At 38.1% G+C, this 17,801-nt stretch carries 15 protein-coding genes; 9 read left to right on the forward strand and 6 right to left on the reverse strand.

The window, feature by feature from the left end; genetic code table 11:
- From MHB65_RS04930 to MHB65_RS04955, 6 genes are all read right to left on the reverse strand, one after another.
- Nucleotides 1–921 carry an ABC transporter permease gene (locus MHB65_RS04930; RefSeq protein WP_243456036.1) on the reverse strand — a complete coding sequence of 307 codons (921 nt, stop codon included), beginning with the start codon at nt 919–921 and terminating at the stop codon, nt 1–3.
- Nucleotides 921–1,850: an ABC transporter permease gene (locus tag MHB65_RS04935; RefSeq protein WP_205441889.1), complete on the reverse strand. Its 930-nt coding sequence runs from the start codon at nt 1,848–1,850 to the stop codon at nt 921–923. Before MHB65_RS04935 ends, MHB65_RS04930 begins: the two co-directional genes overlap by 1 nt.
- A 132-nt stretch (nt 1,851–1,982) precedes the next feature.
- Nucleotides 1,983–3,650, reverse strand: coding sequence for a peptide ABC transporter substrate-binding protein (locus tag MHB65_RS04940; protein ID WP_342442663.1), 1,668 nt, complete (start codon nt 3,648–3,650; stop codon nt 1,983–1,985).
- A 910-nt stretch (nt 3,651–4,560) separates the two neighbouring features.
- Nucleotides 4,561–5,067 (reverse strand): methyl-accepting chemotaxis protein, encoded by a 507-nt coding sequence (locus MHB65_RS04945; RefSeq protein ID WP_342442664.1) that lies wholly within the window; start codon nt 5,065–5,067, stop codon nt 4,561–4,563.
- A 9-nt stretch (nt 5,068–5,076) separates the two neighbouring features.
- Nucleotides 5,077–6,246 carry a methyl-accepting chemotaxis protein gene (locus MHB65_RS04950; RefSeq protein ID WP_342442665.1) on the reverse strand — a complete coding sequence of 390 codons (1,170 nt, stop codon included), beginning with the start codon at nt 6,244–6,246 and terminating at the stop codon, nt 5,077–5,079.
- A gap of 253 nt (nt 6,247–6,499) precedes the next feature.
- The gene (locus MHB65_RS04955) at nt 6,500–8,197 is read right to left on the reverse strand and encodes an NFACT RNA binding domain-containing protein (protein ID WP_342442666.1); all 1,698 of its coding nucleotides are present in this window, start codon (nt 8,195–8,197) and stop codon (nt 6,500–6,502) included.
- 261 nt (nt 8,198–8,458) lie between these two features.
- Between MHB65_RS04955 and MHB65_RS04960 the strand changes: the two genes are divergently transcribed.
- From MHB65_RS04960 to rlmN, 9 genes are all read left to right on the forward strand, one after another.
- Nucleotides 8,459–9,334, forward strand: a complete 876-nt coding sequence (locus MHB65_RS04960; RefSeq protein WP_342442667.1) for a YicC/YloC family endoribonuclease — start codon at nt 8,459–8,461, stop codon at nt 9,332–9,334.
- 43 nt (nt 9,335–9,377) lie between these two features.
- Nucleotides 9,378–9,995, forward strand: coding sequence for a guanylate kinase (gene gmk, locus MHB65_RS04965; protein ID WP_205441893.1), 618 nt, complete (start codon nt 9,378–9,380; stop codon nt 9,993–9,995).
- Nucleotides 9,996–9,999: 4 nt separating this feature from the next.
- Nucleotides 10,000–10,227 carry a DNA-directed RNA polymerase subunit omega gene (gene rpoZ / locus MHB65_RS04970; RefSeq protein ID WP_205441894.1) on the forward strand — a complete coding sequence of 76 codons (228 nt, stop codon included), beginning with the start codon at nt 10,000–10,002 and terminating at the stop codon, nt 10,225–10,227.
- A 130-nt stretch (nt 10,228–10,357) separates the two neighbouring features.
- Entirely contained in the window at nt 10,358–11,362 is a 1,005-nt protein-coding gene (coaBC, locus tag MHB65_RS04975; RefSeq protein ID WP_342442668.1) for a bifunctional phosphopantothenoylcysteine decarboxylase/phosphopantothenate--cysteine ligase CoaBC, read from the forward strand.
- Nucleotides 11,359–13,770, forward strand: a complete 2,412-nt coding sequence (gene priA / locus MHB65_RS04980) for a primosomal protein N' (RefSeq protein ID WP_342442669.1) — start codon at nt 11,359–11,361, stop codon at nt 13,768–13,770. Before coaBC ends, priA begins: the two co-directional genes overlap by 4 nt.
- A gap of 91 nt (nt 13,771–13,861) precedes the next feature.
- Entirely contained in the window at nt 13,862–14,356 is a 495-nt protein-coding gene (gene def, locus MHB65_RS04985) for a peptide deformylase (protein ID WP_342442670.1), read from the forward strand.
- A gap of 1 nt (nt 14,357) precedes the next feature.
- Nucleotides 14,358–15,299 carry a methionyl-tRNA formyltransferase gene (fmt, locus tag MHB65_RS04990; protein WP_342442671.1) on the forward strand — a complete coding sequence of 314 codons (942 nt, stop codon included), beginning with the start codon at nt 14,358–14,360 and terminating at the stop codon, nt 15,297–15,299.
- Nucleotides 15,296–16,657, forward strand: a complete 1,362-nt coding sequence (rsmB, locus tag MHB65_RS04995; protein WP_342442672.1) for a 16S rRNA (cytosine(967)-C(5))-methyltransferase RsmB — start codon at nt 15,296–15,298, stop codon at nt 16,655–16,657. Before fmt ends, rsmB begins: the two co-directional genes overlap by 4 nt.
- Nucleotides 16,657–17,799, forward strand: coding sequence for a 23S rRNA (adenine(2503)-C(2))-methyltransferase RlmN (rlmN, locus tag MHB65_RS05000; protein ID WP_243456039.1), 1,143 nt, complete (start codon nt 16,657–16,659; stop codon nt 17,797–17,799). Before rsmB ends, rlmN begins: the two co-directional genes overlap by 1 nt.
- Nucleotides 17,800–17,801: the final 2 nt, after the last annotated feature.

Here is a 17,801-nt window from a genome sequence, read left to right on the forward strand (position 1 = left end):
TTATTTACGTAGTTTTGGATCTAGAGCATCACGTAAGCCGTCACCAACTGCGTTAAACGCAAAGATTGTTAGTGAGATAAATACCGCAGGGAAAATCAAGCGCCATGGAGCATTGGCAATGGCTTTATTACCATCAGAGGCCATTGTACCCCAAGAAGCTGTTGGAGCAGGAACCCCAAGACCAAGGTAACTTAGGAATGATTCAGTGAAAATAGCAGATGGAATTGTTAAAGTCATCGTTACTAAGATTGCACCAAGAGCATTCGGAACTAAGTGTTTAATAATTAAATGACTTGTACTAGCACCTAATGTACGAGCAGCAAGAACATATTCTTGATTTTTGATAGATAATACTTCACCGCGAACGATACGTGCCATGTTAATCCATCCAGTGATGGATAGGGCAACAATCATAGGAATTAAACCAGGTTGCATAACAACTAAAAGTACAATTACAACTAAAAGGTAAGGTACAGCTGTTAAAACGTCAGCAATACGCATCATGATGTTATCAACGCGACCGCCTGCTAAGCCTGAAATACTTCCCCAAATAACACCGATAATTAAGTCAATAATCGCTGCTGCAATTCCGATAAATAGGGAAATACGAGCTCCTTCCCATATACGAACGAAGATATCACGACCAAGGTCATCCGTCCCAAACCAAAATTGTGCAGATGGTGGTGAGTTGTAAACACCTAGCTGATCACTTGCTTTATACTGAGAAAACATTGGTACGAATGTAGCCATTAAAATAACAATGATTAAAATGATTACCCCAATGATGGCTAATTTGTTATGAGAGAAACGGAGAAATACTTCTTTCCAAAAGGAGACTGATTTGTCAGCTAATTTTTCCGTTGCTTCATGATTACCACCAACAATTTTAAACTTATCTTTTTCAATTTGTTGCTGTGTCATTATTTTTTCGCTCCTTTCAGTTTAATACGCGGATCAATCACACTATATAGAATATCAACGATTAATACCGCAAATAAAAGGATGATGGAAAAGAACACTGTCGTACCCATAATGACTGTATAGTCACGGTTTGTAATACTTTGGACGAAGTGTTTACCAAGTCCAGGAATAGCGAAAATTTGCTCAACAATGAAACTACCTGTTACAACACCAGCTGTTAATGGACCAAGATAAGTTACGACTGGTAGAAGGGCATTTCGTAATGTATGTCGGAATACAATTGTCCATCTTCCAATACCTTTAGCGCGAGCCATTTTAACATAATCACTATTGTTTTGCTCAAGCATACTTGAACGTGTTAATTTTGCGATAAAGCCCATATGAGTTAAAGCGATTGCAAGGGCAGGCAGTATACTATACTGAAAGCCTTTCCATCCACTAATAGGGAACCAGCCTAGTTTAAAGGCTAAGAAATACTGCATTAAACCCGCTAAGATAAATGAAGGTACTGATATAAATAGCACCGCAAAGGACGTTGCCAAATAATCCGGGAACTTATTATGATATAGCGCGGAAACTACGCCAATTAAAATACCGAATCCAATTGCTAATAGCATAGCTTCAATCCCTAATGTTAAAGAAACAGGGAAACTTTCAGAAATCATATCATTTGTAGAACGCGCTTTATATTTCATTGACTCACCGAAATTGAAAGTGGCCGTATCGATTAAATAATCTTTATATTGAATATACCAAGGGTTATTTAATCCATACGTTTCGTTTAACTTCTCCTCAATTTGAGGTGGGAAATTACGTTCACTCGCGAAAGGACTACCAGGAGCGAGACGCATTAAGAAAAACGTAACCGTTACGATGACGAAAAGCGCGAGAAGTATATACATCAGCCTTTTCAAAATATATTTAATCACATAAAACTCCTCCTTCTATTTGTCAATTTTCAGACAAATATATGCCTTCGTATTTTAAAAAGAGCTGACTCGCGCCGAAGTGGCTACGAGGCAGCTCTTCGCTGTAGAGCTAAATAAGCGAATTATTGTTGATTATTTCTCTACTTTAACCTCTTTAAGAGAGATGTTACCAAGGATGTCTGCCTTCATGTCTTTCACATAATCTTGTACTACAGAAAGGTTCGTGTAGTAGTAAATTGGAACAACTGGGAACTCAGAAACAGCAATTGATTCAGCTTGTTTTAAAAGCTCAAGGCGCTTCGCTGGATCTGCTTCTGTATTAGATTGATCTAATAATTTTTTGTATTCTGCATTTTCCCAACCTGTATCATTGTTACCGTTTGCAGCAGTGTCATACATTTCTAAGAATGTATAAGCATCGTTGTAGTCACCAACCCAGCCCATACGGCCAACTTGGTAATCTAATTGGTTAAGTTTTTCTAAATAAACTTGCCATTCAGAGTTATCTAGACTTACAGTGATACCAAGGTTTTTAGTCCAGCCCTCTTGAACGTATTGTGCGATAGCAGCGTGTGCTTCACTTGTGTTGTAAGAAAGGTTAATTTTTACATCTGCTGGGTTTGTAATACCAAGTTCTTTCATACCTGCTTCAAGTGCTGCTTTAGCACCTTCGATATCGTTATCTTTGTAGTAACCACGGTCTTCTTCAAAGCCGTGAACAGCAGTAGGAACCATACCTAATGCAGGTTTTTGCTCACCTTTAGTAATGTTGTCAATTAAACCTTGACGATCAAGTGCTAATGCTAACGCTTTACGGATGTTAGCGTTTCCAGTGATTTTATCTTTTGTATTTAGCTTGTACCAGTAAACAGAAGCTTGGTCATTGATATTTAATGTACCATCAGCTTTAAATCCATCGATAGCATCAAGTGCTACAGTTTGGAAAGGTGCTCCAAGGTAATCAATTTCGCCACCTTTGAACATTGTTACTGCTGTTGCTTCAGATTCAACCATACCGATATTAACTGTGTCTAAAGCCACTTTATCAGCATCCCAGTATTCTGGGTTTTTCTTTAATACGATTGTATCGTTGTGTCTCCACTCATCTAATACGAATGGTCCGTTTGTTACAAAGTTTTCACCAGCATCTGTATACCACTCATCATTACCTTCAACTACTTTTTGGTTTAATGGTGCATATGTTTTGAATGCTGTTAATTCTAAGAAGTAAGGTGTTGGGTTTTCTAAAGTTACTACTAATGTTTTCTCATCTTCAGCTTTAACGCCTACATCATCAGCAGAACCTTCACCATTGTTGTATGCTGCAGCACCTTTAATTGAGTAAAGGATTGAAGCATATTCAGAAAGATTGTCTGGGTTTAATGCCCATTTCCAAGCGTATTCGAAGTCACTAGCTACTACTGGATCTCCGTTTGACCATTTTGCATCACGTAATTTGAACGTGTAAGTTTTTAGGTCTTCGCTAACTTCCCAGCTCTCAGCCGCAGCTGCAACTGGACGAGCGTCTGCATCAAGTGTTGTTAATCCTTCAAAAGTATTTGTAAGAATAACACCAGAAGTTGTATCTGTTGCTAATGCAGGATGAAGTGATGGTGGCTCAGAAGCTACTACTACGTTTAATTCGCCACCTGATGAAGTTGTTTCTTCTGAAGAACCAGAATCTTTTCCTTCGTCTTTTGGTTTGCTAGACGAATCTCCTCCACCAAAGCCACATGCAGCAAGTACTAAAGAAAATACTGCAAGAACTGTTAGTAATAAAAACTTTTTGTTTTTATTCATGTGAATCCCCCTTATACAATTTTTAAGCCTTTTGTGAAGCTCCTATTTAATATACCAAAAAAATCATTGTGTACAAAATAAAAAAGATTCGAATTTATATAGTATTATCTGACATTTAGGAGAATAATAAATTTTTCCGATTTATCACGCTAAAGAGACGAAGTGCATATATATTAAAAATTTGATATTTACATATTCTGAATATCAAAAATAAAGTAAAAATAAAAAAATGATTTACTATACGGAAAATTCCTATTTTTTTGATAATATTATCGATATTTGAAAAATGAATCAAAAGTCATGGATGTAATACCTTGAGGAATTTGTATAGATTTGTAGAAAATCTATGTAAAACTCAGTGAATTAGTTTCTTTTACAGGTAATTTCTTGTAAATTATGATCGCGAAACATGATTATTTTTATCTATTAATGATATATAAGAAACTTGTTTTGTATTTTTCTAGGATTATCCAATTGTGGGGAAGGAAAAGAAAAAAATGAGCATTTGTATGAAAAAAGGTACCCATACTAAGAAAAAAATGGATTTAGCGACAAGCTAGTTTACGAGATTAAGTTTTTTTGAAATAATTTTAGAACGAATTGTGTATACATGCATATATGCAACTCTATTCTGTTTTATTCATCAATCAAATTTTAAAAGTATTGCTTTATTATAACCAATATTTTTCCAGGTGGAGCCATATTAATAATATTGTTTTTTTGAGGATGTCATTTGTCTTACTGTAGAGGATTGATTATGCAAATAATTACTAAAAATCTGTTTATTAACCTAATGAAAACGTTATCAATAGCTATCCAGAAGGATATTCTTCCACTTTTTAAGTGGTACTACATGAAAAAAATATAAAAAACAGTGCATTCACGTATATAAAATGCACTGTTTTTTTATTTAAAGTTTAAATTGATTGATTTGATTCTGTAAATCTAAGGACTTTTCGCTTAGATCTGCTGCAACTTGATTTACTTGTTGCACTGTTATAGACTGCTCTCTAGTTGCTGAAGCTACAATTTTTGTATTATCCGCGCTAGTTGAAGCACCATGAGCAATTTCTGCAACAGAGGCGGCAACTTGTTCTGCGCTAGCTGAAATTTCTTCAGAGGTAGCTGATATATCTTCTATTTGATCTGTCATCGTATTAATCGCTTTGACAATTCCTTCAAAGGCTTGTCCTGCATGTCCGATGATTTTTACGCCCTCTGTAACAGAGTGAAGGCCATCAAAAACAGCTTTTTCAACATTGTGTGTATCTTGTTGTATATCCAACGTTAAGGCAACGATTTGGTTGGCTGATTGTTTGGATTCCTCAGCTAACTTACGGACCTCGTCTGCTACAACCGCAAATCCTTTACCATGCTCACCAGCTCTAGCTGCTTCAATAGCTGCATTGAGTGCCAATAAATTCGTTTAATCGGTAATGGCTGTAATGACAGCTGTGATTTGACTAATTTCATCTGATTGCTTACTCAATTTTTGGACAAGGTTATTAATCATTTGTGTTGACTCATGGATCACATTCATTTGTTGCTGAGCTTCTTCTACTGTCACATTACCATTTGTCGCTAATTCAGAAGTTGTTATAGCATTCTGATGCAGTTGTTGAGTTGCTTCTGCTATACGTTGAACACCTACAGCCGTTTCATCCATTGCGTGTGCGCTTTCGTTAGCTGCACTTGTAGCTGCTACTGCAGCGTCAGCTGTTTCATTAATCCGAATTGTTATTTCGTCAGCAGTGGCAGTAATTTCTTCAGTTGAGGCAGAAAGTTCCTCTACAGAAGCTGTTAAGTGCTCTGCATTGTCCTGTATATGCGTTAATAAATTTTTCAGATTTCCCTTCATGGCATTAAAAGCTGCTGAAAGCTGACCAATTTCATCTTTTGAATGATGGGTAATATCTGGATGAATTAATTCACCATTAGCTACATGGTTTGCTGCCAGAACGACAGATTTTAAAGGGCGTGAGATTGTCCGTTGTATATAGAAAATAAGGAAAATACCTAGAGCGATACCAATAATGATCGCAATTATGGAAATAATTTGAGAATTAAACACGGCCTGTTTAGATTCTTTTGTCACAATGTCTAGTTGTTCCTTTTGATAGCTTCCAATTTTATCGGATACATCTTGTATACCTTTATTCGCTTGTTGCACGTCACCATTCACCTTTTGCAAAGCACCTTCTAGATTACCAGCTTCAAATAGAGCTATTGCTTCAGTTGCTGCCTTGTTAAAAGTATCATTATGAATTTTTAATTCCTGTGCATATGTTTCCATTTCAGCTGAATTCGATTTTTCTATGATTTCTTCTACATGTGTGTCGAGCATATTTGCATATTTTGAGAAACTCTCTTTGTTAGCAGGTTTGTCTTCGATGATGATGGCACGAATGAAAAGACCTTGCATGGCCATTTCAAATTGAATATCATCTGCTAATTCTACAAGGGCAACATGTCCTTCTAAAGCATTTTCAATCTTTTTTTCAATGTTTGAAAATAACAGGAACATAATAAACAATGAAATGATTAGTGTGAGAATAATTGCAAAGAAACCAAAGCTTAATTTTTTACCTACAGACATAGAGATACGCCCTTTCCTAAATGCTCTACAAAAATTTTTATACTTTAATTTAGCGTTTCAGAGTAGTAGAAGTCAATATTCGGTGAAGGAAACAGTGCAGATTATTCATATGTTTTTATAATGTTATTATAATAAGGAAGATTGTCTGTAAAAATCAATCAAGATAAGGCTGTTTTCATCGTTTTATAGTACGGATTACGTGTTCTCGCTATAAAAAAGAAGAAACCGATACAATTTGTATCGATTTCTTCCTTTATGACTGTTTCTTTAACTGTAAAATGACTGCCTCATCAGGGTCAATATACAGTGTCTTTTGTTCAAAATAGATGACGAAACCAGGTTTGGCTCCATTTGGCTTTTTGACCTGTCGTATTTCGGTATAATCCACAGGCACAGAAGAGGATTCTCTGGCCTTAGAAAAATAGGCGGCTAGTGTGGCAGCTTCTCGCAATGTCGTTTCATCTGGCTCACTTGAATGAATGACAACATGAGATCCAGGGATATCCTTTGTGTGTAACCAAATATCAGTCCGTTTTGCTAGTTTAAATGTCAGCATGTCATTTTGCTTATTGTTTTTTCCAACAGAAATTGTAACACCTGTGGAAGAAACATAGCGTTCTGGTTCAGGTTTCACTTGCTTTTTCTTTTTCTTCGCATGACGTAGTTTTAAGTAACCTTGCTCTGCTAGCTCTTCACGAATTTCCTCAATATCACCAGGAGAAGCCTGTTGAACTTGCTGTGCTAGCATTTCGAAGTAGGCAATTTCTTCTGTCGTTTTTTCTAGCTGCTCTTGAACCATAACCAAGGCATTCTTTGCTTTTGTATATTTTGTGTAATAGCTTTGGGCATTTTCAATCGGTGTTTTACGTTCGCTTACGGGAATCGTTAGCTCTTCGCCAGTTTCACTATAGTAATTTGTAACGGTTACTTCCTTGACTCCTTTTTCAAAGACATAAATATTCGCCATTAATAGCTCACCGTATAGCTGGAATTGATCGAGCTTAGATGCACGCTCATAGTCTTTGGTTAGCTTTTTTGTTTTTAAAGCTAGTTTATCAATTTCATTTTGTAGCCAACGCTCTAAATCTCCAGCTTGTTGTTTCACACGATCTCGCTCTGCACGTGCAAAGAATACACGATCAAGAAGCTCATGGACATTGGGATAAATTGTTATATCTCCTCCATGCAAGTGCGTTAACTCGATTGGGGAGAAGTACGTTTTATGATTGAAGAGTACGTACATAGGCTTCAACCCACCGTTCGCGAAGGAGGTCATAAAATCCTTGAAGCATGCTAGCGTATTTGATGTTGTCTTCATTCGATACAATAATTCTTCCGCGTGAAGAGGTGAAAAACCAGCTAACTGTTGTACTACCTCTTTGAAGGTTTTTGCTTCAGCGAAAAATGTTGTTAGCTCTTCATCTGTCGCTGTTAAAGGATTCCACTTATTTTGTACAGGAGGCGCAATATAAGGTTGACCTGGTAACACGGTACGGAAGCTATTGACTGAAGGAGGTAGATGTTTTAAGCTGTCAATAATTTTTCCCTGCTCTTGATCAATCAACAGTAGATTACTATGTCTACCCATAATTTCAGCATGTATTTCCCTTACAATCGGATCACCAATTTCATTTTTACTTTCAATTTCTACTATTATAATGCGATCAAAATCACGCTGTTTTATAGAAGCAATAAAACCGCCCTCTATATGTTTCCGCAAAAGCATACAAAACATTGGGGGCTCAGCTGGATTTTCAATCGTATGCTCAGTTAGGTGAACGCGTGCATAAGAAGAGTGGATAGAAAACAGTAATTTATGATTCTTTCCGTTAGCACGGACATGTAATATAACTTCTTGTGCATTGGGTTGATGTATTTTTGTAATCCGACCAGTGACCAGCTGTTGTAGGTCGGCAGTTATTGAATAAGTAAATAAGCCATCAAATGCCATATGAATTCCTCTTTCCAACGATAGCAAGCATCTTGGTACTTTCCTATTTTTTTCTTGTTGCATTTGCATTCACTCTTTTCAAGCTTCTGCTAATACACGTTTTGTATGTTTATCATAGCATTTTTTAGGTGAATATTAAAATATAGCTTCAGTTGTGGTAGAATTAGCTTTTACTTTATCCAAATTTTTTTGGAGAGTCGTCATAATCGACAAAGCTTATGTTATAATAATTCCAGTATGCAAAGAAAGGTGTGACGAACCTTGGTGCGTAGTATGACTGGTTTTGGCAGAGGTGTCACAACAACTAGAGACTTTCAATTAACCGTGGAAATGCGCTCGGTCAACCATCGATTTTTAGAAATTAACGCAAAATTTCCGAAAGAATGGCTTGAAGCAGAAATTTTTGCAAAGAAACTAATTTCTCAAGCTTTGTCACGCGGCAAAATTGATGTGATGGTATATGTGAAGGACTTAGAGAACGTAGAGCAATCTATTGAGATTAATTGGTCATTAATTGAAGCGTATCGTAAGGCAAAAGAGCAGTTAGCAAGTAAAGTACCACTTGAAGAAAAATGGACGATGCAAGAGCTTTTATCGTTAGAGCAAGCACTTGTACAGCAAAAACCACAGCTTACACCAGAGGATTTGCTCAGTGCTGTTGAACAAGCGATATCACAAGCGATTGCACAGCTCGTACAAATGCGTGAGCGTGAAGGGCAAGAATTGCAAGAAGTTGTTGTACAATATAAAGAACAGTTGATAGAGCAAGTAAATCAGATTCGTTTGTGTTCCTCTCTTGCTGTTGAAAAATATCGTACACGATTAATAGAGCGAATTACTGAAATTGCAAATGGCACTTTGCTAGAAGATCGTTTACTAGCGGAAGTAGCGATTTTTGCAGAACGAGTAGACATCTCCGAAGAATTAGACAGATTAGATAGTCACTTCAACCAACTGGAGGAAACATTACTTGAAACGATTTCTGTTGGACGTAAATTAGACTTTTTAATGCAGGAAATACATCGCGAGATCAATACGATTGGTTCGAAAAATCAATCTACAGAAGCAGCAGTAGCTGTTGTTCAGGCGAAAACAATTTTAGAAAAGATGCGTGAGCAAGTGCAAAACATCGAATAACTTGCACGTGTCTGTTATAAATTAAGGGAGATATAGAGAATAAATGATAAAAGAACGTGGATTATTAATTGTTCTGTCTGGCCCATCTGGTGTAGGTAAAGGGACAGTGCGAAAAGAATTATTTTCTCAGCCGAATACGAATTATGAGTATTCCATCTCGATGACAACACGAAATCCTCGCGAAGGTGAAGTAGATGGTGTAGACTATTTTTTCAAGACACGTGATGAATTTGAAGCGTTAATTGAACAAGGCGGCTTATTAGAGCACGCTGAATTTGTCGGTAACTATTATGGAACACCACTAGCTTATGTAAATGAAACACTAGATGCAGGTCGTGATGTATTTTTAGAAATCGAAGTGCAGGGTGCGGCACAAATTCGTAAAAAAGCACCAGATGCCTTATTTATTTTCTTAGCCCCTCCAAGTTTAACGGAATTAAAAGATCGTTTAGTTGGACGTGGGACAGAAACTGAAGATATCATTGCCAAACGCATTGCTACTGCAAGTGAAGAACTTGAAATGATGAGCTTGTATGATTATGTTGTGGAGAATGATGAAGTGACGAATGCCTGTGATCGTATAAATGCGATTATAAAAGCCGAGCATTGTCGTAGAGAACGTGTTGAAAAAAGATATTTGTCAATGTTGAGAGGAGAATAAAACAATGTTATACCCATCAGTAGACGCCTTAAAAAAAGAAATCGATTCAAAATATTCATTAGTGAGCCTTGCTTCTAAACGTGCTCGCCAAATGCAAGAAGAGCAAGACACAGAACGCTTACACAAATATGTTTCCTATAAATATGTAGGGAAAGCACTTGAAGAAGTAGCGGCAGGTGTACTTACGAAAGTATCACAGGATGAGTCAGCTGTGTACGAGGACGAAATCTAACATCATGTAAAGTGCTTTGCTTTACATGCATGCTAGTCTAGTTAGCAGTAGATTTTGATTATACAGAATGCCGAAAGCTCCCAGGGAATCCTTCTTTGGGAGCTTATCATTTGAAAGGACGACACCTAGCATGAATAAAAATATTTTACTATGTGTTTCAGGCGGAATTGCTGTATATAAGGCTGTTGCGCTCGTTAGCAAGCTTTCACAGGCAGGGGCCAACGTAAAAGTCATCATGACGGCCTCTGCTAGACAGTTTGTGAATCCATTAAGTTTTCAAGTGATGTCCAAAAATGATGTTTATTTTGACACATTTGATGAAAAAGATTCAAGTGTGATTGCTCATATAGACTTAGCAGACTGGGCCGATTTAATTTTAGTGGCGCCCGCTACGGCAAATATGATTGGCAAAATGGCCAATGGTATCGCAGATGATATGGTTACAACAACCTTGCTTGCTACGACAGCACCTGTATGGATTGCACCAGCTATGAATGTACACATGTACGATCATCCAGCAGTAAAACGTAATTTGGATAGGCTATCAGCTGATGGTTACAAATTTATTGAGCCTTCAGAGGGGTTTTTAGCATGTGGCTATGTCGGGAAGGGACGTCTAGAGGAGCCTGAAAAAATTACTGCACTTGTTCAAGATTTTTTTTCAGGAAAAACAAAACCATTAACAGGTAAAACCGTATTAGTGACAGCAGGTGCCCTGCATATACCGTTGGATGAGCTGCATATGATCTGCCCACAGGCAAATGGATCTATAGGACGAGCTTTAGCGCATGAGGCAAGGTTGCTTGGCGCACATGTAATTGAAATAGAAAATAGCAATTTGTTTGATGTTATTCAACAACTTGAAGCCTATAAAATCCAATATCCCCAAGCATTATTGATCCATGCAGCAAATGTGCCGACGATCGAGGAAGCGCCGATCATTTCTGTAGAAGGAATAAAAGCGATCACTTTTGGACAAAGAGTGCAAGGCACACCAATGCTTAACATATTTTCTGAGAGATGGATTGATTTTAGTGAAAAAGCGCAGCTAAACGGACAATTTTTGGCTACAATTAACCCACAACTTTTTGCTCAGACATTATGGGCTTATATTATAAAGGGTGAGGAGCAATGAGCTTTTTGATAGCAGAGGTCATTGTAGATGTCTCTACTTACCATGTAGACCGTCCATTTGACTATCAAGTACCTGTAGAATGGATTAGTGTCATAGAATTAGGATGTCGTGTTAAAGTACCATTTGGTCCAAGAAATGTCTTAGGTTTTATCGTTGGATTAAAAAAAGAAACGGATGTCCCGCTGAATAAACTAAAAGCAATCACTCAAATTTTAGATATGGAGCCAGTCCTGACAGAAGAGATGCTGCAAATGGCGAAGTGGTTGAAGAACGATACGATTTGTTATGAAATAGATGCCTTGCAAGTGATGTTACCATCTGCACTTCGGGCCAAGTATGAAAAAATGGTTAAGCTACAGCAGGGTCAACAACTGCCACTAGAGGTACAGGCTATATTCGGTAAGCGTCAACAAGCTAATTTTAAAGAATTTGAACGAGCTGGTTTACTTCCTTTATTAAAAGAATTGGTTGCAGACAATATTGTTACCATTGAAAATGTTGTAAAGCAACAAGGGAATGTCAAGGAAATTCGGATGGTTCAAATTACAAAAGACCTGCAACTTGTTGAACAGGCTTTGGAACTGTCATCTAGGGCAGTTAAACAACGTCTATTACTGCAATGGATGTGTCAACATCTAGGAGAAATATCAACACCTCAGCAAATTTGTGAGGAAGCCGGTGTCTCCTTATCGGTATTAGAGGCAGTGATTGACAAAGGAGCTGCTCATTTTATACAAGAAGAAGTGTTTCGTGATCCGTTTACAAAGGATGTATCACGTACAGATGCTTTACCGTTAACAGATGAGCAGCAAGTTGCGCTACAAGCTATTTCTACAGCTATGGAGCAACAGCAAGCGCAAACCTTTTTGTTACACGGTGTAACAGGGAGCGGTAAGACGGAGGTTTATTTACAGACCATCCAACAGGTGCTAGATGATGGGAAAGAAGCTATTATGCTCGTACCTGAAATCTCTTTGACACCTCAAATGACTGAGCGATTCCGCAGCCGCTTTGGGGAGATGGTTGCTGTTATGCATAGTGGTTTATCTGTTGGTGAGAAATATGATGAGTGGCGCAGAATCCAACAAGGCAAAGTGAAAGTAGTGGTTGGTGCTCGTTCCGCTATTTTTGCCCCCTTTAGAAATATTGGCCTTATTATTTTGGATGAAGAACACGAATCAACATATAAACAAGAAGATTCTCCACGTTACCATGCAAGGGATGTCGCCATTTGGCGTAGTGCGTTTTACAAATGTCCTATTATTTTAGGCAGTGCAACACCAGCGTTAGAGTCATTTGCAAGAGCCAAAAAGGGAGTGTATACGCTACTCTCATTAAAATACCGTGCTTTACATCAGGCTTTGCCGACTGTTTTTATAGCAGATATGCGTGAAGAGCTGAGACAAGGTAATCGTTCGATGTTTTCTCAATCACTAATTGAAGCGATCCGTTTAAGACTTGAGAAAAATGAGCAAATGGTGCTGTTTTTAAATCGTCGTGGCTATTCATCATTTGTACTCTGTCGAGATTGTGGGACAGTCGTCCAATGTCCAAATTGTGATATTTCCTTAACCTATCATCGAACAACTGAAAAATTGAAATGTCATTATTGTGGTTACGAGGAACATGTTCCTCAAATATGTCCGCAATGTCAAAGTGATCATATTCGTTATTTTGGTACAGGTACACAAAAAGTGGAAGAAGAGCTGTATAAGTTGTTCCCAGAGGCAAGAGTGTTACGTATGGATGTAGATACTACAAAGCATAAAGGGGCACATGAAGAGATATTGGAGACATTTGGAGCGGGTCAAGCAGATATTTTACTTGGGACTCAAATGATTGCAAAAGGTCTTGATTTTCCTAATATTACGCTAGTCGGTGTACTGAGTGCCGACACATCCTTGCATTTACCTGATTATCGGGCAGCAGAGCGTACATTTCAGCTATTAACACAGGTAAGTGGAAGGGCTGGGCGACATGATAAACCAGGGGAAGTCATCATCCAGACGTATACACCTGAGCATTATGCAATTGAATTGGCTAAAACGCAGGATTATGAACCATTTTATGAGCGAGAGATGTTTTTACGACGACGTTCCAACTATCCACCCTATTATTTTGTAGCTCTTATTCAAGTATCTCATGAAGATGTTATGATGGCTGCTGAATATGCAGGTCGAGTGGCAGATTGGTTGCGAGGAAACTTATCGAATCAAGTAGCCATTATAGGACCAACAACTGCGAGTATTGCTCGTCTCCAAAATAGATATCGTTATCAATGTTTGATAAAATATAAAATTGAACCAAATCTAATTTCCGTGTTACAACGCCTACTTGCCATGTATAGAGCAGAGTGGATTAAACAAGGAATATTAATGACGGTAGATTTAGATCCGTCTACTATATAGTTAGCGTGAAATAATAGCATGATCATTTAAAAATTGTAAAAGAAACAATCAGCTAGTGCACTAGCTTTAAAGCAGAAATGAGGAAATAATAATGGCCATAAAAAAAGTAATCGAAAACCCAGCAAAAGTACTATCAACACCGTGTGCTGAAGTGACAGAAATTAATGAAGAAATTATTACATTACTTGATGATTTATATGACACAATGGTGGAGTATGATGGCGTAGGTATTGCTGCACCACAAATAGATGTAGGGTTACGGGTAGCAATTGTTGAACTAGGTGAAGAACGTGATATTTTAGAAATGATTAATCCAACTGTCGTTGAAACGGATGGAGCAGAAGTAGATATTGAAGGATGCTTGAGCTTTCCAGGGTTATATGGAGAAGTGGAACGTCCTAGTTATGTCAAAATTGAAGCATGTGATCGTGAAGGACGTGTTTATGAATTAGAGGCAGGTGGCTTTGATGCCCGTGCAATTTTACATGAACTGGATCATTTAGATGGTGTGCTTTTTGATTCAAAAATCAAGCGTATTGTCACAGCAGAAGAACTAGAAGAAATGTACGCAGAAGAGGAGGAATAAAATGACATCTATCGTTTTTATGGGGACACCTGACTTCTCCGCACCTATTTTGCGTATGCTACATGATGAAGGTTATGCTATTAAAGCAGTTGTGACCCAACCAGATCGTCCGGTTGGGCGTAAGCGAGTACTAACACCGCCGCCTGTGAAGGCAACAGCCTTGGAACTTGGCTTACCCATTATTCAACCCGAAAAATTGCGTGGCTCTGAGGAGTTACAGCAAATTCTTGCTTTACAGCCCGATTTAGTGATAACAGCAGCATTTGGACAAATACTACCAAAAGAGCTATTGGATGCACCAGCTCTTGGCTGTATTAATGTCCATGCCTCACTATTACCAAAATATCGTGGAGGTGCTCCGATTCACCAAGCCATCATGGATGGTGAAAAAGAAACAGGGGTAACAATCATGTATATGGCAGAAAAGCTTGATGCGGGAGATATTATCTCTCAAAAAGCAATTCCTATTGAGGAAGATGATCATACTGGTGGACTTTTTGATAAGCTAAGCGTAGTGGGGTGTGACTTACTTAAGGAAACACTTCCTTCTATTATAAATGGTACAAATAACCGTACAGTTCAAGATGAGGCTCAAGTTACCTTTGCAAGTAATATTTCGAGGGAGCAGGAACGTATCGATTGGACAAATGATGCTGCTACTTTATACAATCAAGTGCGCGGTCTTCATCCGTGGCCTGTTGCTTATACGACTTTTGAGGATGGTCATTTTAAAATTTGGTGGGCAACTATTGGCAAAAGTAAGCATGAGGCTAATCCTGGTACAGTGGTGGCAATCGAAAAAGATCATTTTGTGGTAGCAGCTGGCAATGGGACAACTTTAGCATTATATGATGTGCAACCAGCTGGTAAAAAGCGCATGACCGCAGAGGAATATTTACGTGGGACAGGTTCTAAATTACAGATTGGGGACCAATTTCAATGAGTAAAAAAAGTGTAGTGATTTGGGATGGCAATGTACGAGATGCCGCATTATCAATTCTATTAGCAGTTGATAAAAATCAGGCCTATAGCAACTTACTGCTAAATGAAACAATTAAACGACATAAAATTGAAGCAAAAGATCGTGCTTTATTAACTGAAATAACGTATGGTACTTTACAGCATAAAATGACGCTTGATTATTATTTAGAGCCGTTTATTCGCGGTTCAATCGATCATTGGGTGCGCTGGTTATTAAGAATATCGTTGTATCAAATCCATTATTTAACACGTATCCCTCCACACGCTGCAGTAAACGAGGCAGTAGAAATTGCCAAGCGTCGAGGACATCGTGGGATTGCTTCGACGGTCAATGGCGTATTAAGATCGGTGTTACGCAGTGGAGTCTCTTCAACAGATGACATAGTAGATTCAATTGAGCGTCTTTCTATTGAAACAAGTCATCCAGTTTGGCTAGTACAACGATTTGTTGATAACTACGGTCTGGAAGTAGCGACTGAAATGTTGCATGAAAATAATAGACCACCTGTGCAGACAGTGCGTGTTAATACAACAAAAGCAACTGTTGAGCAAGCTATTGCCGAGTTAGAGGCAGAAGGATTAACTGCTAAGCAAAGCGATGTTATACCAGAGTGCTTACACATTACAAACGGTCAACCAGCTCGTACAAAAGCCTTCAAAGAAGGTATGATTACTATTCAGGATGAAAGTTCAATGATACCTGCTAACGTGCTAAATCCATCTCCAGGTATGCGTGTCTTGGATATGTGCGCGGCACCTGGTGGAAAAACAACGCATATAGCCGAAATAATGAAAAATGAAGGTTCCATTTTAGCAACAGACCTTCATCCACATAAATTAGATTTAATCGACCATAATACAGAGCGTCTAGGGCTTGATATTGTTGAAACAGCCCCAATCGATGGACGGAAAGCACCGGACTTTTTACAAGCAGCGTCTTTTGATGCTATTTTAGTCGATGCACCGTGTAGTGGATTAGGGGTTATGCGACGTAAGCCAGATATTAAATATACAAAGCGAGAAGAAGATTTAGAAAGTCTTCAAAAAATCCAGTTAGCTTTACTCGATGCAGCTACGAAAGTATTGAAAATAGATGGTAAGCTTGTATATAGTACGTGTACAGTCGACATAGAGGAAAACGAAGGCACAGTGAAAGCCTTTTTAACAGCACATCCAGAAATGGAAGCTATACAACTAGAATCTTTACCAACAAAATTAGCGGAAAAGCAAGCTAATGGCATGCTTCAAGTCTTTCCACAAGACTTTGGCAGTGACGGTTTCTTTGTCGCCGCCTTTCGTAAAAAAGGAGAATCCAACTAATGGTGGATCAAGAGAAATTTAATGAACGTATTAACGATTTAGTTGAAGAAGCGGAAGAAAAGCCCGTTCGACGTGAAAAAAAAGAAAAACCAAATTTAAAAGAATCCATTTATTCTTTACAGCCTCATCAATTAGAAGAATGGTTAAAGGAAAATGGCGAAAAGCCTTTCCGTGCTGCTCAAATTTTTGACTGGTTGTATAATAAACGTGTAAAGACATTTGAAGAAATGTCAAACCTTTCAAAGGGATTACGCGAAAAGCTAACTGCAAATTTTGCACTATCCACACTATCAACCATTATTAAACAAGAATCTAAAGATGGTACCATTAAATTTTTATTTCAATTACAGGATGGTTATTCAATAGAAACTGTATTAATGCGCCATGAGTATGGAAATTCTGTTTGTGTAACTACACAAGTTGGCTGTCGAATTGGCTGTACGTTTTGTGCTTCTACTTTAGGTGGTTTGAAGCGACATTTATTGGCAGGAGAAATCGTGGAGCAAGTTGTCAAAGTGCAGCAAACATTAGATGAATTGGGTGAGCGAGTATCACATATTGTCATTATGGGTATTGGCGAACCTTTCGATAATTATGATGCAATGATGAACTTCTTAAAAGTGATCAACCATGAAAAAGGTTTAAATATCGGTGCACGTCATATTACAGTATCAACATCTGGTATTGTTCCGAAGATTTATCAATTTGCAGATGAACAATTACAAATTAACTTTGCTGTTTCGCTGCATGCGCCAAATCAGGAAGCACGTCAAAAGCTCATGCCAATTGCTCGTGCTTATAAATTGGAAGAATTAATGGAAGCTGTGCGATACTATACTAAAAAAACAGGTCGACGAGTGAGTTTTGAGTATGGATTAATGTCTGGCGAAAATGATTCAGTAGAAATTGCTGAGGAGCTATCTGCATTAATTAAAGGAATTAAATGTCATGTCAACTTAATCCCTGTAAATTATGTACCAGAACGTGATTATGTTCGTACGTCTCGTAGTCAAATTTTTGCTTTTGAAAAAACATTAAAGAAAAATGGTATTAACGTAACGATCCGCCGAGAGCAAGGTTCAGATATCGCTGCTGCGTGTGGTCAATTACGTGCACAAGAGAGATCTGAAGAAACGAGGTGACC

Source organism: Lysinibacillus sp. FSL K6-0075 (assembly GCF_038592945.1).
GTDB lineage: Bacteria > Bacillota > Bacilli > Bacillales_A > Planococcaceae > Lysinibacillus > Lysinibacillus fusiformis_F.